Here is a 23,228-nt window from a genome sequence, read left to right on the forward strand (position 1 = left end):
GAATCTCCCTAAAGCAACGAAAGTAGCTACTCGGACATCCATTTATAGGGGCTTCCATTACGATAGGAGAGGATGCTGTATGTAAGCGAAGAGTATATCTAGTTGAAAAATAGGAGGAGAAGGATGTCTGTCACCATTAAAGACGTAGCTAAAAGGGCTAATGTCTCACCTTCAACAGTGTCACGCGTATTATCAGACAGTAGTAAAATTAGTGATAAAACGAAGAAAAAAGTTCGTAAAACAATGGATGAATTAGGCTATCACATCAATTTTAACGCTCGTGTTCTTGTACAGAAATCAACGAAAGCGATTGGAATTGTGATGAAGCACTCTGCTAGTCAATCCATGCAAAATCCTTTTTTTCCTGAAATATTGAGAGGGATAAGCGCCTTTTGTCATAAGAAAGAGTACAGCATTTCATTAACAACCGGAGAATCTGAACAGGCCATCTTTGAAGAGGTAATAAAAATGGTTCAAGGCAAAAGGGTAGACGGATTAATTGTTCTCTACTCTAAAGAGGATGATCAGGTCGTTCCTTACTTATTGGAGCAAAAAATCCCATTCGTAGTCATAGGAAAGCCTGCCTCGCAATCGAATCAAATGATGTATGTGGATAACGATAATGTTCAAGCAGCAAAGGAGGCGACTGAATTTTTAATTCAGTTAGGTCATGAGAGAATTGGCTTTATTGGAGATGATCCGACCTTTCAAGTGATGCAAGATCGACTGAACGGTTACCGCGAAGGGTTGCTGACAAGTGGACTAGAAGTAATCGATGCGTATGTAAAAGATTTTATCTATGGTACCGATAGAGTGAAGCAGATTATTGATGAGTTGGTAGCTCTCACGATAAAGCCCACAGCAATCGTCATTTCAGCCGATGTTAATGCATTTGCTGTCATGAAAGAGCTAAGAGAAAGAGGAATAACTGTCCCTGAACAAATGAGTATTATAAGCTTTAATAATACGATTCTGTCGCAGTTCTCTATCCCTCCGATGACGGCAGTTGATATACAAACCTATCAATTAGGCTATGAAGCTTCAAGATGTGTCATAGAACTCATTCATGACACAGAAATGTTTAAGCATAGCGTCATTATACCGACTATCATAAAGGTTAGAGAATCGACATGTATTCCAAAAATCGCAGAAACTTAGGATTCTGTTAAATAATAAAAGATGGAAAAGAAATTGGTTTTGGACAAATAAAAATTGTAATTGTGTGATAAATTGAATGTAGCAGCGAGAAGCATCAAAGACTCTTGATGCTTCATTTTTGTATGTTGAGGTTCAAAATTCATGGGGAGGCTTAGTTAATGATTGGGATAAGTATAGCTACGAACTGGGAATTCGAAGCAGCGTTAGATTACTTTATTATTAAGGACAATGAGCGTTTTCGCTATCCGTATGGCGAATACTTTTTTAGGAACGTTAATGGCAGCGAGCTACTTTTTTATTGTACCGGTGTTAGAAAAGTGAATGGTGTTGGCGGGTGCCAGTATATGATTTCTACGTTTAATTTAGCAAAAATCATTGTGGTGGGAACCTGTGCAGGAATAGACGATACGTTTCGCAACTTAGATATTGTTGTACCGAATAAAGCGGTTCAATATGACTGCACTGTTAAAGAAGTTGAGCCGCTTATTAAGCAATCATTCATCGTTGATATTGATCTATCAATCTATGGGAATCAATTTTTAACAGGAACGATTGGCACTGCCGATAAAGCGGTTGTGATGTGGAAGGACTATTTGGAGTTAAAAAAGAACGCCATCACAATAGCTGACACTGAAGCGGCGGCCATTGCTTATTGTTGTAAGAAGAATGATGTGGAATGCATCATCATAAAAGGCATATCAGACTTTCCGACAGATGAGCGGGACGGGGACAAGTTCGAGTCGAACGCGCAACAAATAAATGTCTATCTAGAAAATACGCCAAAAGTAATGAACAAAATCTTTAAGGAGTATGTAGACCGATTTATTTAAGTGATTGTGGTCAGAGAGTTACAGTCGTTCTACTAATTGAAACGGGGAAACTTCCCAGTGTTCGTAAGGAACCGCTTGCTTTTTCATTGCATCTAATGTGCGAGACCTCATATGCGGGCGAACCAGATACTGGTCAATGTTTGTTTCATTTAGTGCGATGTATTCCGCTTCTTTGATTTCGCTTGGTTGAAGCTTGATATCACCAGAAACATAGTGTGCATGGAATACGATGCTGACGATTCCATCAGTAGCATTATAGTAGACGCCTGTTACGCCAATGGGATTAATTTTAATACCTGTTTCTTCTAGCACTTCACGCCTAACCGCTTCACTTAACGATTCGCCCTCTTCCACTTGTCCTCCTGGAAGCTCCCATGTGTCTGAGCGCCAATGTGTTTTGACGAGTAAAACCTCATTATTTGCATTTGTGACGTACGCTGAAACAGCAACAATATGTTTTGGTGTGTGCATAGAAATTTCCTTTTGATAGGGTTTAAGCTAAGATGGGACTTAGCGTATTATAAATAAAATGTATGAAGGTGAACGATGAAAATAAACGACTTTGAACTAGATTTAAACGTAGGATCCGCGCCTTTTTTTCAAACAAATGGGGATAAAAGAGTTCGTTTTCTTATGGATACATTTGCAGACAATCCAGGCTTGTTGAAGAAAGTATATAAATATCTTATTGATATCAATGACGACATGAATTGTTCCTTTATTTCAGGGTACATGTTTAAGGATAGAAAGCAGTTTGAGTATGGAAATATCGGTCGGACGATAAAAATAACAAACGTCAAAACTTGTAGCTACTGGAACAACGACTTAGACGCTTTTGTGACGTTTAGTACGGTAACAAATGTGGCTTCTGCAGATGTTCACCACTATTTGAAACAGTCGATGCGGGGATTTCAACATGATTTACACATCTGTTTTTATAATAAAGATTTTCTCATTTACGTGACTACAGATGTAATGGATCTTATCTCTACCAAAAGAATCATAGCAGGAGTGAAACAGGATTTTGCATCTTTTATAGATAGACGTTATGAGGTATTGCTGACAAGATCTAGCGGATGAAGTTGTCATAGTATAAAGTAAACGCTACACCAATATCTTTCAACTGCCCCTTTAACACGGAAACTTTGACGGAACCATCACTAGCTTGAAGTCTGGCTGGATAATACTTAGAGAAAGGCACGAACCCATTTTTCAGCCATTTCTCTCGGTACTGCTTATACATAGCTTCATTGCTGCAAACATCGTCATCATCTACGCCAAACTGAAACCCACAGCAAGAGCAAATTTCAAAGCTACTATTTCCTAACTTATCATAAGGGGGGTCTTCAAGCCCTTTATAGCCGCATACTGGGCATAAATAAAATTGCTTCATCTGCTATTTTCCACCATCCTTCTAATCTAAAGAAGTCGTTGTTTGTTCCTGTTTGAACGTAACCACGCTCTCCCCTTTTACCCGCTTTAGCTGGGCCACGATGATGACACTAATGACGCATAGTAAAAACCAAGAGCTAATTTTGCCAATATGAACAATCGACCAGGAGGTTTCTTGATTGGGGTATGTCCAAGCTCCGTAAAATGTGACGATGTTTTCGGCAATCCAAATAAAAAATCCGATTAAGAAAAAAGAGAGAACCATATGCATCTTAAACGTTTTTTTGTTTACAGTGAAATAAACAACGGTGCGTAAAAAGACAAGCACCAATAAAAGCTTCAGCAACCATCTTGCATCCCAGAAAAAATGGTGCGTGAAAAAGTTTCCATAAATGAGTACACACAAAAGCACCGCAAAACCGGCTTTTGGCCAATGAACCATTTTCAAGTCCAAGCGACGCCACGCCTGACATATGTAGCTTGCGACACTGGCGTACATAAACCCGCTGTATAAAGGGACACCAGCAAATTTGCTATAGGCTTCTTCTGGATATGCCCATGAACCCATATGGACTTTATAAAGCTCGAGCCCTAGACCAATTACATGAAACAAGCAAATTACTTTAAACTCATCAAAGGTCTCTAATTTAAAGACAAGCATGAGTACTTGGGCGAGGACACAAACAAGTAAAATGAAATCATAGCGAGCAAGAAAGGGAATCTCAATTAGTTGAGATAAGGCTAAAGCGCCAAAGATCACAACTGGGAAAATGCAGGACATTGCTTGGTGATAGCCAAATAAGAAGAAGGTTTTCATGATTTGTACCTCAAAAGTAGGATAGTAGGATGCTTATAATGAAAGTCTATCAAAATAAGATCCATAACAGTGCGAGTATTCGTAAAAAATTAAGTGAAAGAGTGGAGTTTTCTTGCAAATCGTACCTTTTTAATTGTGCGAGTGGATGTCTATCCGTTCAAACGACATAACCGAACGCTTTTATCCAAAAGAACCAAAAGCATTATATTAACCTAACAATCTAGCAGTTCATCTGCCCCTTTTGTAGCGCGGCTCTAGCAAACACCCTAACACTTCGATAGATTGTGCATATCAATAGCATGTAGCTTAAACGCTGCGTGCTTTTTCACGTTCCTAGGTGGATGTGGACAGGCACCTATTTAGAAAAAGGGGGAAATACCAATGACAAGAATATTTTTAGATCCAGGACATGGTGGAAGTGACCCAGGTGCAGTCGGAAATGGGTTACAGGAAAAGAATTTGACTTTATCAATCGCTACGCGTGTTCGCGATATTTTATTAAACGAGTACCAAGGAGTCGAGGTACGGATGAGCAGAACGACGGATGTGTTTATCGGATTAGATCAGCGGACACAGCAGGCGAATGCTTGGAATGCTAATTACTTTATGTCGATTCACATTAATGCTGGTGGGGGGACAGGGTTTGAGTCCTTTGTTCATACGAATGCAAGCGCAGAGTCGGTTAGGCTGCAAGGAATCATCCATCCGGCTATTATTCAGCAGATGAATGTAACCAACCGCGGTCTGAAGCGGGCCAATTTTGCGGTGCTGCGAACGTCGAATATGCCAGCAATTCTAACTGAAAACCTGTTTATTGATCGTGCAGCAGATGCTGATTTGTTACGCAGTCCGGCTTATTTAGACCGAATTGCAAGAGGGCACGCCAACGGTTTAGCACAAGCTTTTAATTTGCAGCGTAGAGGCGGGGGTGGTGGAACGATTTACCGCGTTCAGGCAGGAGCTTTTTCGGTTCGTGCGAATGCAGATCAACAGCAGGCACGCTTGCGAGGGGATGGCTACGAGTCAATTATCGTTCAGAGTGGTTCGTTATTCCTTGTGCAGGTGGGAGCTTTTTCAATCCGTGCCAATGCCGAGGCCCTTGCAAGTGAACTACGAGGCCGCGGCTATGATGTAGCGGTTGTAAGTGGATAAGTGAACGAGGCGGGCGCATTAGCGGCCCGTCTTTTGCTTTGTAGGGGTTCTGTCTCCTTTTTTAAATTGAAAGCGTTCTCTCTGTTTTAATATCGCTGAAGAACTTTAAAGTAAAGGAACAGTTGCCGATAAAAAGAGAGGAGTCGGTAAGTAGTGTCATACATATCGATGGTTTCCTTGTTCACAATGGCTATAAATGTTCGCTGCCAACTGGAAAAAGACAGCGCCATGTACTTTGAAAAAAGGGGATAAAACATGACAAAAGTTTCGTCAATGATCGTCCAATTTATAAAGGAAAAAGGCTGTACGAAAGTTTTTGGAATTCCGGGTAAACCGGTTGTTCCGCTGATTTTGGCAATGAAAGCGGAAGGCGTTGACTTTGTGCTTGCGCGCCATGAATGTGGTGCAGGTTATATGGCTGCCGGGTATGCCTTGCAGAATCAATCACTTGGAGTAGCGATTGGCACGTCTGGTCCTGGTGGGACAAATATGCTTACGGCAGCAGCGCAGGCATTAGCTTTTCATGCGCCTGTGTTGTTCATTACCGGCCATCCGCCGCTTGGACTATCGGGTAAGGCACTTGGTCAGGATTCAAGCATGTTTGGAACCGATTTAGTTGAGCTGTTTAAGCCGGTAACCAAATTCAGCGCCAAGGTTGAAAGCAAGGATATGTTGCGTCAACTTTTACAGCATGCGGAAGAGCAAGCATTAACAGGCTCTAAAGGTCCAGTGCATCTTTCTGTTCCACTCGATATTTTAGTAAGTGAGATTGAGCCGTTTGAGTTTGCTAAGCTGGCAACGGATACCATTGTCTCAGGAAACATAAACAGCGCCATCGCGGCATTAGATGCAGCAGAGCGACCGTTAATGTTAGTTGGAAAAGGGGCTCATCTATCTTCTGCATACGGACCGATTAAAGAAGTTGCGGAGCACTGGCAAATTCCTGTCGTGACAACCCCGGGTGGAAAAGGATCGTTTGTGGAAACACATCCACTTTCTTTAGGAGCGCTTGGCCTTGGCGGAACAGAAGCGGCAGCAGCTTATGTAAAAGAGCGCAAAAGCGATCTGTTAATCGTGGTTGGTTCAAAGCTTAGCGATATGTCGACCGTGGGGCTATTGACGGCTGGAGAGCCGGATAAGGTGCTACATTTTGACTGGCATGCGAATTTTGTCGGAAAAACGCTTGAGAGCGAGACGATTTTTGTGCAGGGAGATGCTGGCACGAACTTGCAGCAGCTTTTAGCACAGGCGAGCCCTTCTTCAGTATCGAAAGTCGATTTAACTGCTTATTTACAAGAAGAAACAGGACAAACAGCTGAACCAGAAGATGGACGGTTGTCTTCAGCTCGAACGGCACAGGTTCTTCGCGAGCTCTTACCGCATGAAACGATTGTGTATGGTGATGATGGCAGCCACTCATTCTATACGATTAAACATTTTAAAACGCATGTACCAGGAACGTTTCGCTTTGATGATGTATTTGGGGCAATGGGGAATGGAATTGGTCTCGCAATTGGGGCTAAGCTGGCGAGGCCGGATCAGGAGATTGCCTGCTTCACTGGTGATGGCTGTTTGTTTATGCACGGAACCGAGATTGCCGCGGCAGTAGACGAAGAAGCAGATCTCCTCTTCGTTGTCTTCAACAACGAGATGCTCGATATGGTTGACAAAGGAATGAAATACAATCTTGGCGTTACGGCAGGCACCCGGTACAGCAAAGGCATTCATGCTGCTCAATTTGCCGAATCAATAGGAGCAGCAGGTTTCCGCTGCGCAACTGAGGCAGAGCTTGTGGAAGCATACGAAGTGTCAAGAGGGATTAAAGGTCCTGTCATCATTGAAGTGTTAGTTAATAAGGAAGAAGTGCCACCTACGCTTGGTCGTGGGTAAGAGGAGGTCTTTGCATGGATAAAGCAGCAGCAGGTTGGAAGAAGATTGAGGAATTAGCAGGCGAGCCAGGTATCCAGTCAATGAAGGCGGTTGAGGAATTTTCGCCAAGACTTGCCCAGCTGGCGCTTGAGTTCGGTTACGGAGATGTGTATCTTGGCGAAGCACTTGATTTAAAGCAGCGCGCCTTAATTACGCTGTCTTCGTTAATTACACAAGGAGATCAAGGTCGAGGCTTAACGTATCATTTTAAAGCGGCACTGCGTGTTGGCGTTACAAAAGAAGAGATCTTGGAAGTCATTAATCATTGCAGTGCATATGCTGGATTTCCTAAAGCTATTCATGCCCTGCACGTATTTAAAGAAGCGTTAGAAAACGCATAGGAGGAACTTATAATGGAAAAGTTTGAGTGGAAAGTAGAAAAGGACGTTTTTTATTTTAATTACTTAGAAATGGCAAGTACGGTGGAAGAAGCACAGGAGCAGGCTAATTTTGTTCGTTCGCAGCTTGCTAAGCCAGAAATTAAGAAGTTTCTAAATGATAACCGCAACGTAACGTCTGTTGCTGCTCCTGAGGTTGGTGCGGTTTGGGGCGAGCTTATGGCTACTGTCTCATCTCAAGTAGAGAAGAATGCAACAATTGCTCCAAGTGCTTCACTAAAGATGCAGTTAAACCGCATCTCCAAGCAATCAGGTACGTATGATAGCGTTCGTGCGTTCACGGATATCAATCAAGCGCTTGATTTTATGGAGGTTCCCGATTTTAAGCTTAGCTAAAAAGAGGAGTGATCGGCTTGAATACTGAAAATAAAGGACTTTATAAAAAACTAACGATCGCCATGAGCGGATCGGTCAGTGCAATTGCGCTCATTTCATTATTAACGGTTCTGCTTGGTGGTGGTATGAGTGGAAACGGGCTATTATGGGTAGGGCTTGTGCTCATTTGGGCGATTGTTGGAGCAGTTGCCTACTTCTTCTACAACCAGATTATTCGTCCACTGCAGGAAGCTGAAAATCAACTAGCAACTTTAACAGAGGAAACGACAGGCCACACCAATCTTGCACACTTATTAACGTCATTGCAGACCAAATCGGAGTCAGTCGATTTGGCGGTTGAAGATGATTGGAAAATCCAGTCTGCTGAAGCTGCCAATCATCTGCAAGTTTCTACAAGTGAGACAAGTGCCGGTGTTGAAGATATTGCAGTAACGATGCAGGATTTGGCTTCCAACAATAATGATCAAGTCGATGCGATTAAATCAATTGATGAGACGGTCTCTTTCATCTTCTTTAACCTAAAAGAAATAAGCGAGAGTACGCAGTTTGTTGCCGATTCATCAAGCACAGCTTTTACAAATGCCAAGCAAGGAAATGCGACCGTGCAGCAATCGATGAAACAAATGGATTTAATCGGGAAAGATGTTCAGTTTTCAAAAGACCGGATTGAAGCATTAGGGTTAAAAACAGCTGAAATCGAAAAGATCTTGCAACTGATTACGGGTATTTCCAATCAAACAAACTTACTTGCTTTAAACGCAGCAATTGAAGCGGCGCGTGCAGGTGAACATGGCCGAGGCTTCTCGATTGTAGCGGGAGAAGTGCGCAAGCTTGCAGAGCAAACAAATGCGGCTACAGCCGACATTCAAAAGCTTATTACTGAAGTTCACGAAGGCAGCCGTGATGCGGTCAACGCGATTCAGCAAGGAGCTGAGTCCGTTGAGGTTGGAATTGGTTTAAACCGGGAAATGGGAGCGGTCTTCCAGACAATTAATGAGAACGCTCAAGAAGTCGACGAGTTTATCCAAGACTTATCTGAATCAATTGGTGAATTGACGACGAGCATGGAAGACATTTCGAATACGATGAAAGAAGTTTCAGCAGCAGCTGTCCAGTCAAACGGCAGCGTGCAAAACGCCGCAGCCGTAATTGAAGAATTAAGCGCGTCGATGCAAGAAATGACAGCTTCAGCTGAAACATTGGCGAGCGTGACCAACGCGCAGCTGGAAGAGAAAGAGACGAACCATGAGACTGAAGAAGAAGCGCCACTGGTTCCTGCATATTCGTAAGGATGTAATGAAAGGACGATTATTCCTGTCTAGGAATGAATCGTCTTTTTTTTTGGAAGGCGAAGACTATTCTTATAGTGGGTTAGTGTCAGCGTGCACATTTTACGTATAACCAATGTTTTATAGAGACTTATTAAAAAAGTTTCAGAAAAAGTGATCCATTCTGACACTATTCTCGTTAGCTCTGTAAGAGGTTACATATTAGCTAGGTATCGTATGTAAACAACTAGTGGAAAAGGAGGCGTTGAGGACAGCTAAATGTGATTTCATTAATCAAAAGGGGCGATTTTTCAATGAAAAAAGCAATGATGTTTCCATTAGCGGCGGTTCTCGCAGTAGCAACGTTTGCAGGTACAGCTTCTGCAGACCATGAGGGTCGTGAGTTTTTAGTTGAACTGACTCCGGAGAATGAAGTCATGGATGTTGAAAGTGATGCAACAGGAGAAGCTCACTTTGAAGTGAGTGAAGATGGCGATACACTTGAGTTTTGGGTACATGCTAAGTATTTAGAAGGTGCGACTGCAGGTCACTTGCATAGTGGTCCAGCTGGTGAAGACGGACCGGTAGAACTTTTCTTATTCCACAATGATGAGCCAATGGATTATGATGGTGAAGTTGCTTCAGGTACATTAGATGCCGATGATCTTGTTGGTGATTTAAGCTGGGAAGAGTTTTCGATGGGGCTTGTAGCTGGTGAGATTTATGTAAACATTCATACGGAAGAGTATCCAGATGGAGAAATCCGTGGACAGCTTGATAAGGCGGCACAAGATGCTGCTATGGAAGAAGCAAACATGCCATCAGAAATGCCTCAAACTGGGATGGGTGGATCAAGTTCAGGAAACTGGTTTACATCTCTATGGGCAGGGATTACTGGTTTTCTGTTTAAATAAATAAGGTTGTCGAGATAGATTAAATGCCCAGAAGTGGGCTTTTAGTCTATCTCTTTTTGTTGTCTCTCAAATTCGAGAAAGCGCGTTCCTTGAAAAGTAAGCTTCCCTTCATCTCCTTCGGCGAGCATGCCGTACTGTTGGCTTGTTAAGCGAAACTCTGAGCGATCTCCGCTTTCAAATTGGAACGTCGCGTAGTACGTTGTTGAGGAATGATGCGTATGGTGGTCATTGTGATGAGAGATGTGGCGACTGACATCGGCTCGTTTTGCTTTCAGAACAGCGTGAACCGTTAATCTCGGCGACTGGTTGTTTTTGCCCCATTCTTTTACTCCATTAACTCCTGCAAATACAAATACTGCTACGATGATAATAAAAACAATAAAAAACAAGACCGGAAAAACAGAGAAGGTCCAATCTCCTCCAGTATCGTAAACATCAACCATGCACATTCCCCCTTTAGATATAAGTGCTATACGATTCGAACGGATAGGTGGATTCAAATACATGAAAAATGTTCAAACCGGATAGGGAAAGCTTGTTAAAGGGAACGTTCGATTAAATTGGAGAAGGGACGTCATCAGTTACGAATTAAGGAGCTTGAACCTATAAAGGAGTAGGTTGGAAAGAAGCGCTCGTTCAAACCATAACAGAAACAGATGCAGTGCTTGAGGTAATAGATCGGAAATAGAAAAACAACAAAGAGACTGGGACAAAAGTAAATAGACAGATTAAAACGACGAACGTTCCTATTTTCAGGAACGTTCGTCGTTTATTTTATAATAAGATTAGCCGGAAGGAGAATCCGAAGTCTCTGGAGTGGCGCTTTCGAAGGAGGCTGAGGCCGTGCCCCTGGAAAGCGACGAATTCTCCTGTAGCGATGCTACTCAGCATATTTTAGATGATTCGCCATTTCAACTATTCCTTTTAGTTATGTCCTAGCCCCTTCTTACTTAGGCGCTAGTTCAACTGCGTCGCGATAAGCGGCGAGCAGGCTACGCTCGTCGGCAATGTTCTTGCCGGCAATATCAAATGCGGTTCCGTGGTCTACGGATGTGCGGACAATGCCGCCCTTTAGACCGACTGTAATGTTAACGCCAGCTTCTAGACCCATAACTTTGATTGGAACATGGCCTTGATCATGGTAACAGGCAATCACAATATCAAAGTCACCACGAGCAGCGCGGAAGAAAAGCGTATCTGCTGGGTATGGTCCTTCAACGTTAATGCCTTCTTGCTGTGCTTGCTTGATGGCTGGGATGAGCTTTTCTTCTTCCTCACCTTCACCAAAGAGTCCATTCTCACCAGCGTGAGGATTAATCCCACAGACGGCAATGCGAGGATTTGAATTACCAGCATTTTTCAACGTTTCATCAGCAAGGTTAATAACTTTATGCGTCCGTTCAGGGTTAATCATATCAATGGCTTTACGTAAACCAACATGAGTCGTAAGATGAATCACTTTTAAATTTGGTGCGGAGAGCATCATTGAGAAATCGGTTGTTTCAGTTAGCTCTGCTAAAATTTCTGTGTGACCTGGATACATATGACCCGCTTTTTGCATCGCTTCTTTATTTAAAGGTGCTGTACAAATTGCATTAATCTTTTTTGCTTTTGCTAATTCAACTGCTTTTTCTACATAGCGGAATGCCGCGTTCCCAGCTTCTTCGCTTACTTCACCAAATGGAAGTGTGTCTAAAAGAAGACGTAGATCCAATACTTCAATCGTGCCTGGTTCAAACACACACTCCGTTACGTCTGTGACACTAACAACGTTTAGTTCGGTTTGTGTAACCGTTACAGCACGTTCGATTAACGCTGCGTCTCCGATGACGAAAGGTCGTCCTGTGGCAAAAATTGATTCGTGAGCAAAGGCCTTTGCGATAATTTCCGGTCCAACGCCTGCCGCGTCACCCATAGTTATACCAATGATTGGTTTCATTTATTTTCTGCCCCTTCCATAAAAAACTGATATAGATTTGAAAACGTATTTTTAGTACCAAATGCACCGGCTTTCGTAATGGCATACGTGTCTTGATATTTTCCGGGAAATTGAGCAACCGGAATACCGGGTTCAAATTCATCGAGCAAGCGGAGTTCATCGATGTTCATTCGACTGCAAAGTGCTTTTGCCGTGTCTCCGCCTGTCATAATGACCGCTTGGAATGAGAAATCTTCCATAAGTGCTTCACCGACAACAGCTAGCACATTAACAATGCGTTTTGCAAGAACGTGGAGAGAGAGCTGTTCTTCTTTAGCATAGGCGTAAACGGCATCAATTTCTGCGCGTGTTGTACCAGAATAAATAACGGGGATCTGTTTATTGGCTAGAGCATGGCGCGCTTCCATGATCAGTCGCTCATATTCACGGGCCTGCACATAAGGATCTTCGTTAACCGCTTTGCTTGCATCAAGGCGAATTCCAACCGTCTCATTGTGTTGCAATAAACGCGACACCTGTTGCTTGCTCATATCACTCATGCTACCAACAAGATAAAGAATGGGATCAGCGCCGTAGTTTGAACGAATGAAAGGCTTGTTCTTACCCGAGATAGATTGTGTAAGCGCTTCGGATAATCCAGCTGAACCTGCTAGCAGGATGCGTTGGTCTTGAGATTCTGTAAAAGCAGCAATCTTTGTCAGTGTGTCAGGTGCACTAGCGTCACAGATAAAGACAGCTGGACGACCGCTTTTTGTTTTGTTAAACCAGTTTTGAATGTCAACAGCGTCCTTAGCCCAAATGGATTCAGGAACGACAGTCATCGAGCCTTTGAACTGTAGACCAACATGGTCACGTATAGCGGAGTGCTTCACAGGATCGGCTTCATTCTGCGCAAATTCAGTCTCTCCAATTGGCTGTCCGTTTACATAGAGTATCCCATTATTGACAGTTCGTTTATTTGGCAAGAAGGTAGGTGCAAGCAAGACATAGTCTGGCTCGCACGCTTCGATCATTGCTTCAAGTTCAGCACCTACGTTTCCGCGCAGGGTTGAATCGACTTTTTTAAATATAACGTTTGGTGCAAATTGATTAAGCTTGTCCATTGCGTGGTGAATGGCTTCTTTAGCTTTAGATGGTTCAAGTGCTCGTGAATTAGTATCCACAATGACTGCATCAGCACTTGTTGCGTCATTTCCGCCACCATTAAGCCAGACAACGGTGTCTAAACCTGCTTTAGCGAGCTGGACACCGCTATCATTCGCCCCAGTTAAATCATCTGCAATAATAGCAATCTCCATCATACATTCTCCTTACATTTCCGTTTGTTGCTTTGCTTCCTCAGGCAGCTGCCCTTTCTTCTCAAGTCGTTTAGCTAGAAAACCGACGAAGATTGGAAGCAAGATTGCTGTTGTTACAACACTTGCTGCAACTTGGACAGTCGCAAGTTCAACATTGTAGGCAAAAGCTGAGCTTGCTGCTGCAATTGCTGCTGGTGTAGCAACCGCATTCCCTGCAGTTGATCCTTCAGCTGCACCAACGAGGGGATTCCATTTAAACAATTTAAAGATCCAGTAACCGGTGATTCCAGTAACGAATACAACCATCACACCAAGAACAATACCTGGTAAGCCGCCTTCGATAATAGATGCAAAACTAATATTCATTCCAAGTGCAAAGGCGAAGAATGGAATGAGCATGTCGCTTCCTTTGCCAAGAAATGTGCGCATGTCTTCATCGATGTTACCGAGGATAAATCCAATGACAATTGGGAGAAGAACACCAATAAATGCTGTAATTGAGAAATAACCACTTTGAACGCCCATTGCACCGACTAAAGAGAGCGTTAGCATTGTAAATAAAGGACCGTCGTTCATGGCAAGTACTGAATAGGCTGCTTTATCTTCGCCTTTACCGTACTGCCCTGCTAGCGCTACATAAAGTCCACCATTTGAATTGGTCATTGCCGCGATAACAGCAATAGGTGCTAAACCAAGGAATAACCCTTCTGGTCCACCGGCTAATAGATAGATGATAGCACCAACGGCTCCTCCAAAAATCCATTTCACCATGAGTAACGTAGCACCTTTACCAAAAGAAACGCCAAAGCTTCGAACATTAATCTGGGAACCTGCGCACAATAAGAATAGTGCAATTAACGTTGTGGCTCCATCAACGAAGAGTGCTTGCGTAAAGTTTCCAATTCGCAGCATGTCCGGTGCTATTGTATTTATCAAGGCACCAATTAGTAAGGGGACAACCATCATCCCGCCTGGAATCTTTTCTACTGATTGTTTTAACTTCATGAGTATACCTTCTCTCTGTTTCATTTTTCAACACTAAAATAAATAGGGTATAAAATAATATCGCTTACAAAACGAATAATACGCTTTCTTTTTAAAAAAACAAGTAATACTAAAAATAACGTTGCATAATGCAACGTTATTAGCTGGTTTTATTCTTTTAAATTATCTGTAGTATTACCAAGATTAAATTAGGTAATGCGGCAGGAGCTAAATCTTTATTTTAATTTCCTCCAGAGGGTTGTTCGATTAATCTGTAAGCGTTCCGCCGCTTTAGATTGATTAAAGTCTTCTTCAGCAAGAACATGTTTAATTATGTCTTTTTCAATTTCTTCAAGCGATTTATGAAGGGAAATAAAGTGGTTGCTCGTTTCAGATAACGTAATATGTGGCTGGATCGATGATTTCACTAGAGAAAATACATATTCTATTAGCCATTCGTACCGCTTTAATGCGATTTCAGGTAATTCACCTCGGTAGCCAATCACTTGCTTTCCGTACAATTGGTTCGCTTCGCCAATCAATTTCCTGACAAATTGATCCCATTCTTTCTCGCGCTCAATCAAAGAGGGAAGTTGAATGGGATAGAGTTGATCATCAGTTGTCAGAAGAAATTTACTATGAATAACTACAGGCTCTGAAAAAGCCTCTATTGTTTGCAATACGTGAGTCTGTTCTGTTTCTGCAAGAGCATCTATATTCCTAATGAATAGCGGAATGGTCGAATAGTCAATCGGTGAATGTTCAAGCAGGTTTAGGGCATCAATTACTTGCGCGTGTTTAGGTAATAGTGCTTTTGCTAGAACCTCTTCCCCTGATCCTTCCAGTCCATTAATAAGAATTCCTTTATAGTTTGTCGCTTCATTAAACGATTGAATTAAGGGCTCGTTTCGTCCGAGTACAAACGATAAGCTGAGGTGTTTTGTTTGGATCTGGCCGATTTTTAATGGATTGGATTGATTGGTCTTGAGGATGGAGACATAAATCATTTTTTCGTTTTCGTGCGTGAATGGTTTAATTTGAAGCTGGATATATGCATCTTTTGAGAGTATAACAGTCGAGCTAATTTCCTGCTTCAGCAAGGCTTTTGCTTTACGAATAAACCGTTCAAGCGTTGTTTGATCATATGTATGGATAAAGTGCGGGCTTTTCTTTAAGACATGTCCATTCCGGTTCATAATGAAGAACATTTCATTTGATTGCTCAAAAGCACGTTGTAATAACGCCTCGTTGCTGTCTTTTTGAATCATGGAGGCTCCAAGTAAATCAGCTTGCTCAAGTGCCGTGTGAACAGATTCTTCACCAGAGGTAATTAAGATTCCATCGAGGCCATGTTTTTTTGCAAGATTTATTGTGATGACGTCTCCGACGATAATTCTACGTCCAATTGACTTTGCCTGAAGAATGGCCGGCTCTACCTGCTCAGCTGACGTAACGGCTGTAATGGGAATGGTTGTCTGAATGAGCTCTGATATTTTGTTGAAGTTATGTGAGATGTTCTCAAATGCAATAATTTCCGTGTGATCGGACTCGGCCTGAAAAAGCAAAATCATTCGTAAAATATCGTAACCGGATATGGGAATTTCAATAACTGGTTTGGTCGTATAAGTACGGATCACATTAGCCGTACCACCACGGCTTATAAACAGGTCTGTATCTGCTTCAATCCCTGATGTTAAAAGAGGAACCGAATCTTGTAAATCGGCAACATGAACATCAATAGAAAGCTTGTGAAATTCTGGACTAATCCTTTTCGTTATTTCAACTAGCCCTTCATAAGGTGCGATAATGGTTACTTTTATTTTCTTCACCTGTTACCCTCCATACGTTACTTTTCACTTTGACAGTACCACTTTCGAGAGGTGAAAACAATCTATTGGACATAATCGAATAGAGGCCGATCTAAATGAAATTTAATAACTGATATGAAAATAAAATATTGACTAAATATTTTAAAAAGAGGGTAATATACTTATCATTGTAGGAATAATTCAAATTTTGATAGGTGGAAAACTTGAAAAAGAAAGAGGGCGATATGGGTGAACAAAGATCAACAAATGGCTTCTGACATTATTAAGCATATCGGTGGAAAAAAGAATATTCTCAAACTAACAAACTGTATGACCCGCGTTCGAATTGCTGCAAAAAATGACGGTCTTGTTAATCAAGAAAAGCTCAAGAAAATTGATGGAGTAATGGGCGTTGTAGCAGATGATACGTGGCAAATTGTTGTCGGACCAGGCACAGTTAATGCCGTTACAGCGGAAATAAGAGGGATGATTGGTTCGCAAGAAAGCAGCTCATTTGAAGAGACAGCTGCGGCAGACCGGGACGAGCGCAAGCGAAAAAACAAAACGCCTGTTAAACAGTTTTTACGCAGAATTGGAAACATCTTCATTCCCTTAATTCCGGGTCTTGTCGCATCTGGAATTATTAACGGGGTTGCTCAATTCATTATAAATACGGGTGTGCAGGCAGAAGATCATACTTGGCTCCAGCTGATGACCATTCTTGGCGGCGGATTATTTACGTACTTAGCAATCATGGTCGGATGGAATACGGCAAAAGAATTTGGCGGTACGCCGGTACTAGGCGCGATAGCCGGGATGTTTATCTTTAACCCCGCACTTGAGCAAGTGACGATTTTTGGTGAAGCCTTACAGCCAGGACGGGGTGGTTTATTCGGTGTTATCTTTGCAGCCTGGCTGATGGTCTTTTTTGAGCGTCATATTCGAAAGATTATTCCGCGATCGGTTGATATTATCTTTACATCACTGTTTACCGTTCTAATTGTAGGCGTCCTATCGATTTATGCCATTATGCCTGTTGCTGGTGTACTTGCAGAAGGAATTACATCAGGGATTAACGCTGTATTGAGCTTTGGCGGTCCGCTTGCGGGTGCATTGATGGCAGGATTCTTCTTACCGCTCGTCATGGTCGGTCTGCACCACGGATTAACACCTATTCATGCGGAGTTAATAAATGCATTTGATTTCACAACCTTGCTGCCAATTCTCGCAATGGCAGGAGCAGGTCAGGTCGGTGCAGCCATTGCCATATTTACAAAAACACGGAATCAGCGTCTACGCAACATTATAAAAGGTGGCCTTCCCGTTGGCTTTCTCGGTATTGGTGAACCGTTGTTGTATGGTGTGACGCTCCCGCTAGGTCGTCCGTTTATTACAGCGAGTATGGGTGCAGCAATTGGTGGAGCCGTGCAGGCGATGTTTTCAACAGGTGCTCTTGGCATTGGAGTTTCCGGTTTATCTCTAACACCGCTCATTGCAGAAGGCAAATACCTGAACTATTTGATTGGTATCGGTCTCGCCTACTTATTTGGTTTTATCTTTACGTATCTATTTGGTTTTAAAGATGAGATGGCAAAGGATATTTAAAAAGATGGTGGGGTTTATATGGTGAAGCTAGGTGTATCGGTTTATCTGAATCAATCATTTAAAGAGCAGAGAGACTATTTGCAGACAGTCTATGAAAATGGTTTTACTTTGCTGTTCACTTCTCTGCATATTCCTGAAGAGGATGCATCTCTTTATGCAGGTCGTTTAAAAGAAGTAGCGCGTTTTGCCAAGCAGCAGCAAATGGAGCTTATATGCGATGTGTCACCTCAATCGCTCAAGTATTTAATGATTGATGAAGATGAGATCATAGAGTTGCTGGATTGGGGTGTGACGGGGCTGCGAATCGATTATGGCTTCTCCCCCGAAGTAGTTGCTACTATTTCAACAAAGATGACCGTTATTTTAAATGCAAGTACGCTACATGAAGAGGACATACAGACCTTGCTTGAAGCAGGAGTAAACCAAAATCATCTAGAAGTTGGTCATAATTTCTATCCAAGACCGGAGACGGGGCTTGGCCGAGCTACGTTTCAACAGGCAAATAAGCTCTTTCGAGAAAAAGGATTTTCAGTAATGGCTTTTGTTCCAGGAGACAACCCAAGAGGACCACTATTCAAACAGTTACCAACGTTAGAGGATCATCGGGATTGGTCTCCATTTGCTGCCTTTATAGATCTGTTCAAAGGTGAGTCTGTTGATACCGTTATTATCGGGGACATTGGCTTATCAGCTGAAAGTTTGGAACAGTTCCGGCTTTATGCGGAAGAAGACGTCATTGTATTGCGGGCGAAAGCAATGAATTACAACGAGGAGATTCCCGAAATCCATTGGAACCGGAATGACGTAGCACGAGATGTATTAAGGTCGGCAAAATCAAGATCGCTTAATTTAACTCGTTCAGTCGATGTGATTCCACTTCATACGGCAGCTCGTCCAATAGGAACGGTTACGATCGATAACAATCGCTACGGCCGTTATCAAGGAGAGGTGCAGATAACAAAAACAGACCTGCCAGCTGATGAGAAAGTAAATGTTGTTGGCCATGTAGTGGAGGATGATTTAGCGTTGCTTCCTTATATAGAAGGTGGGCAGAAGTGGATGTTTAAATGGGTGTAGGAGAAGCAGAGAATTCTGCTTCTTTTTGAGTCAATAGAGGATTGTAGGAGAGCAAACACGAAGTAAACCGATAACGTTTTGCAGAAGTGGAGAGGATGACGTGTTAAAAGGACTTTTCTGGGTGCTATTGCCGACAATTGTTACGGGTATTCTAGTGTCTAGTTACTTCTTTATTAACTCATGTAACAACTTCTTAAGGTCGTCTCTTGTTGAGGCTCAAATAGACTCGATTACGGTGCATGGAGATGATGGTTCTGTATTAATTACGGATGAGGATCAGTTGAACAAGATGGTCCGCAGCATCAACCGCTGTCCACGCCAAAGCACGGCAGAGATGAGTTTTGCTGACCCCGGTAATCAAAAAATGATTCTTACCTATCCGAACGATATAACGGAAGAAATCGTTTATTATGGAGAAGAGCAGATGCAAATCATTTATGATGGTTATTTGATTCGAACGAATTGGAGTCTTTTGGAGATTGGAATGAATGAGAAAGATATAGCCTATTATTGATGATAAGAAAGGAGCTATTGCTTTAAATTGAAGAATACGTTTCAAACAAGTCAGCTATTAGAGATACTCGGTTTGTCGAGAGATGCACTCCGTTACTATGAAAATGTAGGGGTAATTAATCCACAAAAAAATGCTCTAAATCAATACAGACAATTTAATGAAGGTGATTTATATACGTTAATGGTTGTCGATTTCTATAAGAAAAGAAACGTGACGGTTAAAGAAGTGAAAGAGGTACAATCAGGAACAACGATAAAAGAATTAGCCATATTATTTCAGCAGAAAAGCGATGAGTTAGAGGAGGAGATTATTAATCAGATGCACATGCTTGAAAAAATTAAAGCATCAAAGCTGTTCTGTGAGCGTGTCGATAACAACTTAAACAGATTTTCACTTAGGCAACTGCCAGCTTTTCAGAACGTTCAAGCGTTTTCTGATTTTAATGCTTTTCTGGAGTACCCAAGTATTCTAGAAAAAATAAATCATAATCGAGATGATCTTCTAAGTCGGATGGTAAGAGTTTATACATTTACGGATGATAAAATTACAGATTCAAAGATGTATCTGATGAAAGAGCATGGGGCAGATCAATTGAGTGGAGAAGTACTTGAACAACGATTTCCCTGTATGTATACAATTGTTGACGACAGCAGCAATGTGGATACAGAAAAGGATAAGGAGCAAACTGTGTTTAAAGCGGCTTTGGCATGGGGCAAAAAAAAGGGATTTAAACCAAAAGGATCGGCGTTTGTGATAACTCGTTTAATAACGTATATGGATAAAAAAGAAAGATCTTTTTTAGAAGTGTATGTCCCAATTGAAGAGATTTCATAAAAAAAATAATTGACCCGGGTGTAACACCATCGTTTACTGTAAAACCATTGGTTTAGAAGGATGGTGGGGTTAGTTGAAGAAAAACATCGTGATTTATTTTATTTGGACCTATGTGACGCTGTATTTGTTTTTGCTTGCTATTGGAGTGACAATGCTTGTAGCAGATACTCCGTGGTTAATCGAAATTGGGATTGTTCTCTCATCTTGGTCAGCTACATTCGTTTTTATTATGATGTTTCGCAGAATTTATCCAAACACTAAGTTTTTGGTCTTCTTAAAAAGTTTATTTAAAAATAGAGTACGCCTTTCTCTTATTCTAATAATCATTGGAATTCAAAGTAGTTTATTAATCGGCGTTCTAGTAAGTGTGTATTTAATATGGGATGTACCGATTTATGAGCAAGTTGTAAGTTCTGGACCAGCACTGCTCCTTTTATTTGCCTACAATCTAATTTTAGGTCCATTAGGTGAAGAAATTGGTTGGCGTGGTTTTGTTTTAAACGAGCTGCAAAAGAAACATAGTCCTTTAATGTCAGCACTGCTTATTGGTATTGTTTGGGGGTTTTGGCATACGCCACTATGGTTTATGTCTGGTTACAGTGGAATGGCATTAATGCAATATTGTCTTTCCTTTTTAAGTGGAATTATAGCCGTATCAATTATAATAACGGCGTGTTACAACTTAAGTAATAATTTAACTGTTCCTATTCTCATTCACCAACTCTTTAATTTTTCCTTAGCGATTCAGATTGGTGATATTCTTCCTATCTTGACGGTAACTTCGGTTCTTTATGTTGTAACAGCTGTACTATTTGTTCTTGTTAACTATAAAAAGTGCTTATTAAAATAAAGTAACCAATTTCCTCCTGCTTAATTCTATGCTATTGTCATAATATTAAGGCATAAAAACACAAGGGGTGCTTTGAATGAAGACGATTATGCGCCAAGACGTACCAGCAGAAGAAACGTGGGATTTAACAGCAATCTTTGCTTCAGAAGAACAATGGGAGAAAGCCTTTTTATACGTTAAGCAGAGCTGTGAGACTTTTTTCAATAAGGAAGTGCTTCTTGATAGCGCTGAACATACGCTTACCTTGCTCCAAACGTATGACCAGCTTGTGGGCGATTATAGCCGCGTTTCCAGCTACGCATTCTATCTTTATTCAGAGGACGGAACAGATGCGATCAATCAGCATCGGTTAGGCAGAGCGCAGTCTCTTGGAAAATCATGTGCGTCGATTAGTACTGCTGTTGTGAATGCGCTACTGGCTCTTCCCAAAGAAACCGTTCAAGCATACATCGCCGAAAAAAATGAACTTAGTACCTATGCCCGTTTTTTAGAGAAAGTAGATGCGATTCGAACCCACACACTTGAGCCGAAAATGGAGGACATGCTCTCGGCTTTGAGTCCTGCTTTAAACACACCAAATGCCGTTTATTTAAGCGTAACCTCGTCTGATTTAACGTTTGAGCCGGTTCATGATCAAGATGGAAAACTCGTTCCTGTTTCCTTGTTTACTTATATGACGCAAGTAGAGACGTCACCAGATACAACGCTTAGACGCAATGCTTACAAATCCTTATCAGCAGGGCTGAATAACTACCAACATGGAATGGCGCAGACGCTTGCAAGTGAAATTCAGAAGCAGAGTACCATTGCGAAATTAAGGGATTACCCCTCTACGCTGGATTATTTACTTCATTACAACTCTCCGGCCAGTGGAAGCTTTTATGAAGGGGATGGTGTTTCAAAACACTATTTTGAAAGCGTGCTGGATACGTTCCAGCAGGAATTGGCCCCTCATATGCAGCGCTATGCCAGGTTACGAAAAAAAGAACTGGGCTTAGATCAGCTGCTTTTCTCAGATGTAAAGGCACCGCTTGATCCGACATATGATCCATCCATTACGTTTGCCGAAGCGGGCGAAATTATCGTTGAAGCCGTTGCCGTACTTGGAGCGGAATACCAAGAGCTAATGCGGAAAGCATTCAGCGAGCGCTGGGTTTACAGAGGAGATAATGTGGGCAGGCGGATGATTGCTTTTGGTGGCGCGGTTCATGGTGTGCACGGCTATTCCTTCTATCCGTGGGGAGGAAAACTGTTTGATTTAATTCTGCTTGGCCATGAGCTCGGTCATGCAGTTCACTTAAACCTCTCAAATGATAATCAAAAAATAATCAATAACAGTCAGTCTTTGCTCTTTATTGAAGCGCCATCGACGCTAGTAGAGCATTTAATCGTCCGATATTTGCGTGAAAATAGAGAAGATCAGAGGCTGCATCGTTGGTTAAATATGTACCAAATGATGAGTTACCATCATAACTGTGTGACGCACGTGCTCGAGGCTGAATTACTTAGACGGCTTTACACGATGGCAGACGAGCAAATTCCGTTAACGACGGCTGTAATAAGCGATACAAAAGGCGAGATTCTATCTCAATTCTGGGGTGATACGGTTGTAATTGATGAAGGAGCAAAGCTGACCTGGATGCGTCAGCCGCATTACTACATGAATGTGTATCCTTTTACTTATTCAGTCGGAACTTCAGCTTCAACCGTAATGGCAAACCGCATTGAAGAAGTGGGGATTTCTGCGGGTGAGCAATGGACGGAAGTATTGAAGCGAGGCGGTACGCTGAGCGGACTTGATTTGTACAAGCTTGCAGGTCTTGATCTGTCATCAATGCGTGTCATTAAAGACGCCATCGCCCACGTTGGGACCATTGTTGCTGAGTTAGAGCAGAGCTTTTAAAGACATCCAGCACTTATTCGACCAAAAAAAGCATGAGTACTCATGCTTTTTTTGTTGTCCTCGTCATGAAAAATGTAATGATGGCTGAGCTATGAAGGAGTAAGACAATAAGGACTGGTAAAAGGAAATCCTCGCTTTGAAAAAGTAAAGCTAGTAAGAAAACAAATAGTACAGAAGCCATAAGAATCAGTATAAAGAGAGAGGCTGTTTTCAAGAGAGCAC

General features: G+C 42.0%; 23 protein-coding genes. 15 read left to right on the top strand and 8 right to left on the bottom strand.

Features of this window, described 5'->3' with window-relative positions; all coding sequences use genetic code 11:
- The first annotated feature begins 102 nt into the window (after nucleotides 1–102).
- Together JOC54_RS13960 and JOC54_RS13965 are read left to right on the top strand one after the other, a co-directional pair.
- Nucleotides 103–1,158 carry a LacI family DNA-binding transcriptional regulator gene (locus tag JOC54_RS13960; RefSeq protein WP_275582715.1) on the top strand — a complete coding sequence of 352 codons (1,056 nt, stop codon included), beginning with the start codon at nucleotides 103–105 and terminating at the stop codon, nucleotides 1,156–1,158.
- A 158-nt stretch (nucleotides 1,159–1,316) separates the two neighbouring features.
- Nucleotides 1,317–1,988: a 5'-methylthioadenosine/S-adenosylhomocysteine nucleosidase family protein gene (locus JOC54_RS13965; protein ID WP_035419449.1), complete on the top strand. Its 672-nt coding sequence runs from the start codon at nucleotides 1,317–1,319 to the stop codon at nucleotides 1,986–1,988.
- Between the two features lie 18 nt (nucleotides 1,989–2,006).
- On the opposite strand, the gene JOC54_RS13970 is transcribed toward JOC54_RS13965, so the two are convergent.
- Complete coding sequence (locus tag JOC54_RS13970; protein WP_204466916.1) at nucleotides 2,007–2,465, bottom strand: NUDIX hydrolase; 459 nt, start codon at nucleotides 2,463–2,465, stop codon at nucleotides 2,007–2,009.
- Nucleotides 2,466–2,534: 69 nt separating this feature from the next.
- Here JOC54_RS13970 and JOC54_RS13975 point away from each other — a divergent pair, with 69 nt between their 5' ends.
- Nucleotides 2,535–3,068, top strand: a complete 534-nt coding sequence (locus tag JOC54_RS13975; RefSeq protein ID WP_204466817.1) for a hypothetical protein — start codon at nucleotides 2,535–2,537, stop codon at nucleotides 3,066–3,068.
- Here JOC54_RS13975 and JOC54_RS13980 read toward each other — a convergent pair.
- Nucleotides 3,058–3,381, bottom strand: coding sequence for a hypothetical protein (locus tag JOC54_RS13980; RefSeq protein ID WP_204466818.1), 324 nt, complete (start codon nucleotides 3,379–3,381; stop codon nucleotides 3,058–3,060). The two genes, JOC54_RS13975 and JOC54_RS13980, sit on opposite strands and share 11 nt — an antisense overlap.
- A gap of 21 nt (nucleotides 3,382–3,402) precedes the next feature.
- Nucleotides 3,403–4,197 (bottom strand): DUF817 domain-containing protein, encoded by a 795-nt coding sequence (locus JOC54_RS13985; protein WP_204466819.1) that lies wholly within the window; start codon nucleotides 4,195–4,197, stop codon nucleotides 3,403–3,405.
- A 381-nt stretch (nucleotides 4,198–4,578) separates the two neighbouring features.
- On the opposite strand from JOC54_RS13985, the gene JOC54_RS13990 reads away from it, so the two are divergent.
- From JOC54_RS13990 to JOC54_RS14015, 6 genes are all read left to right on the top strand, one after another.
- Entirely contained in the window at nucleotides 4,579–5,349 is a 771-nt protein-coding gene (locus JOC54_RS13990; RefSeq protein ID WP_054793883.1) for an N-acetylmuramoyl-L-alanine amidase, read from the top strand.
- A gap of 255 nt (nucleotides 5,350–5,604) precedes the next feature.
- Nucleotides 5,605–7,239, top strand: a complete 1,635-nt coding sequence (locus JOC54_RS13995) for a thiamine pyrophosphate-binding protein (protein ID WP_204466820.1) — start codon at nucleotides 5,605–5,607, stop codon at nucleotides 7,237–7,239.
- 14 nt (nucleotides 7,240–7,253) lie between these two features.
- Nucleotides 7,254–7,619 carry a carboxymuconolactone decarboxylase family protein gene (locus JOC54_RS14000; RefSeq protein WP_054793881.1) on the top strand — a complete coding sequence of 122 codons (366 nt, stop codon included), beginning with the start codon at nucleotides 7,254–7,256 and terminating at the stop codon, nucleotides 7,617–7,619.
- Between the two features lie 12 nt (nucleotides 7,620–7,631).
- Nucleotides 7,632–8,012, top strand: a complete 381-nt coding sequence (locus JOC54_RS14005; protein WP_204466821.1) for a hypothetical protein — start codon at nucleotides 7,632–7,634, stop codon at nucleotides 8,010–8,012.
- A 17-nt stretch (nucleotides 8,013–8,029) separates the two neighbouring features.
- Complete coding sequence (locus JOC54_RS14010) at nucleotides 8,030–9,301, top strand: methyl-accepting chemotaxis protein (RefSeq protein WP_204466822.1); 1,272 nt, start codon at nucleotides 8,030–8,032, stop codon at nucleotides 9,299–9,301.
- 293 nt (nucleotides 9,302–9,594) lie between these two features.
- Nucleotides 9,595–10,194 carry a CHRD domain-containing protein gene (locus JOC54_RS14015; RefSeq protein WP_051991440.1) on the top strand — a complete coding sequence of 200 codons (600 nt, stop codon included), beginning with the start codon at nucleotides 9,595–9,597 and terminating at the stop codon, nucleotides 10,192–10,194.
- 41 nt (nucleotides 10,195–10,235) lie between these two features.
- Here the strand turns inward: JOC54_RS14015 and JOC54_RS14020 are convergent, their stop codons facing one another.
- The 5 genes from JOC54_RS14020 to JOC54_RS23430 form a co-directional block, all read right to left on the bottom strand.
- Nucleotides 10,236–10,637, bottom strand: a complete 402-nt coding sequence (locus JOC54_RS14020; RefSeq protein WP_204466823.1) for a DUF2500 domain-containing protein — start codon at nucleotides 10,635–10,637, stop codon at nucleotides 10,236–10,238.
- A 503-nt stretch (nucleotides 10,638–11,140) separates the two neighbouring features.
- Nucleotides 11,141–12,133: a 4-hydroxythreonine-4-phosphate dehydrogenase PdxA gene (gene pdxA / locus JOC54_RS14025; RefSeq protein ID WP_204466824.1), complete on the bottom strand. Its 993-nt coding sequence runs from the start codon at nucleotides 12,131–12,133 to the stop codon at nucleotides 11,141–11,143.
- Nucleotides 12,130–13,431, bottom strand: coding sequence for a four-carbon acid sugar kinase family protein (locus JOC54_RS14030; RefSeq protein WP_204466825.1), 1,302 nt, complete (start codon nucleotides 13,429–13,431; stop codon nucleotides 12,130–12,132). The genes pdxA and JOC54_RS14030 overlap by 4 nt, the downstream gene beginning before the upstream one ends.
- A gap of 12 nt (nucleotides 13,432–13,443) precedes the next feature.
- Nucleotides 13,444–14,436, bottom strand: coding sequence for a 2-keto-3-deoxygluconate permease (locus tag JOC54_RS14035; protein WP_204466826.1), 993 nt, complete (start codon nucleotides 14,434–14,436; stop codon nucleotides 13,444–13,446).
- A gap of 215 nt (nucleotides 14,437–14,651) precedes the next feature.
- On the bottom strand, nucleotides 14,652–16,244 hold the full coding sequence (locus JOC54_RS23430; protein WP_204466827.1) for a sigma-54-dependent Fis family transcriptional regulator: 1,593 nt from the start codon (nucleotides 16,242–16,244) through the stop codon (nucleotides 14,652–14,654).
- Nucleotides 16,245–16,472: 228 nt separating this feature from the next.
- Here JOC54_RS23430 and JOC54_RS14045 point away from each other — a divergent pair, with 228 nt between their 5' ends.
- From JOC54_RS14045 to JOC54_RS14070, 6 genes are all read left to right on the top strand, one after another.
- Nucleotides 16,473–17,828: a PTS transporter subunit EIIC gene (locus JOC54_RS14045; RefSeq protein ID WP_204466828.1), complete on the top strand. Its 1,356-nt coding sequence runs from the start codon at nucleotides 16,473–16,475 to the stop codon at nucleotides 17,826–17,828.
- Between the two features lie 18 nt (nucleotides 17,829–17,846).
- Nucleotides 17,847–18,905 carry a DUF871 domain-containing protein gene (locus JOC54_RS14050; RefSeq protein WP_204466829.1) on the top strand — a complete coding sequence of 353 codons (1,059 nt, stop codon included), beginning with the start codon at nucleotides 17,847–17,849 and terminating at the stop codon, nucleotides 18,903–18,905.
- Nucleotides 18,906–19,005: 100 nt separating this feature from the next.
- Complete coding sequence (locus JOC54_RS14055) at nucleotides 19,006–19,419, top strand: hypothetical protein (RefSeq protein ID WP_204466830.1); 414 nt, start codon at nucleotides 19,006–19,008, stop codon at nucleotides 19,417–19,419.
- A 27-nt stretch (nucleotides 19,420–19,446) separates the two neighbouring features.
- Nucleotides 19,447–20,253: a MerR family transcriptional regulator gene (locus tag JOC54_RS14060; RefSeq protein WP_204466831.1), complete on the top strand. Its 807-nt coding sequence runs from the start codon at nucleotides 19,447–19,449 to the stop codon at nucleotides 20,251–20,253.
- 73 nt (nucleotides 20,254–20,326) lie between these two features.
- On the top strand, nucleotides 20,327–21,103 hold the full coding sequence (locus tag JOC54_RS14065; RefSeq protein ID WP_204466832.1) for a CPBP family intramembrane glutamic endopeptidase: 777 nt from the start codon (nucleotides 20,327–20,329) through the stop codon (nucleotides 21,101–21,103).
- A gap of 76 nt (nucleotides 21,104–21,179) precedes the next feature.
- Entirely contained in the window at nucleotides 21,180–23,006 is a 1,827-nt protein-coding gene (locus JOC54_RS14070) for a M3 family metallopeptidase (RefSeq protein WP_204466833.1), read from the top strand.
- Nucleotides 23,007–23,228: the final 222 nt, after the last annotated feature.

This window comes from Shouchella xiaoxiensis, from assembly GCF_016907895.1.
Taxonomy (GTDB): Bacteria; Bacillota; Bacilli; order Bacillales; family Bacillaceae_D; genus Shouchella; species Shouchella xiaoxiensis.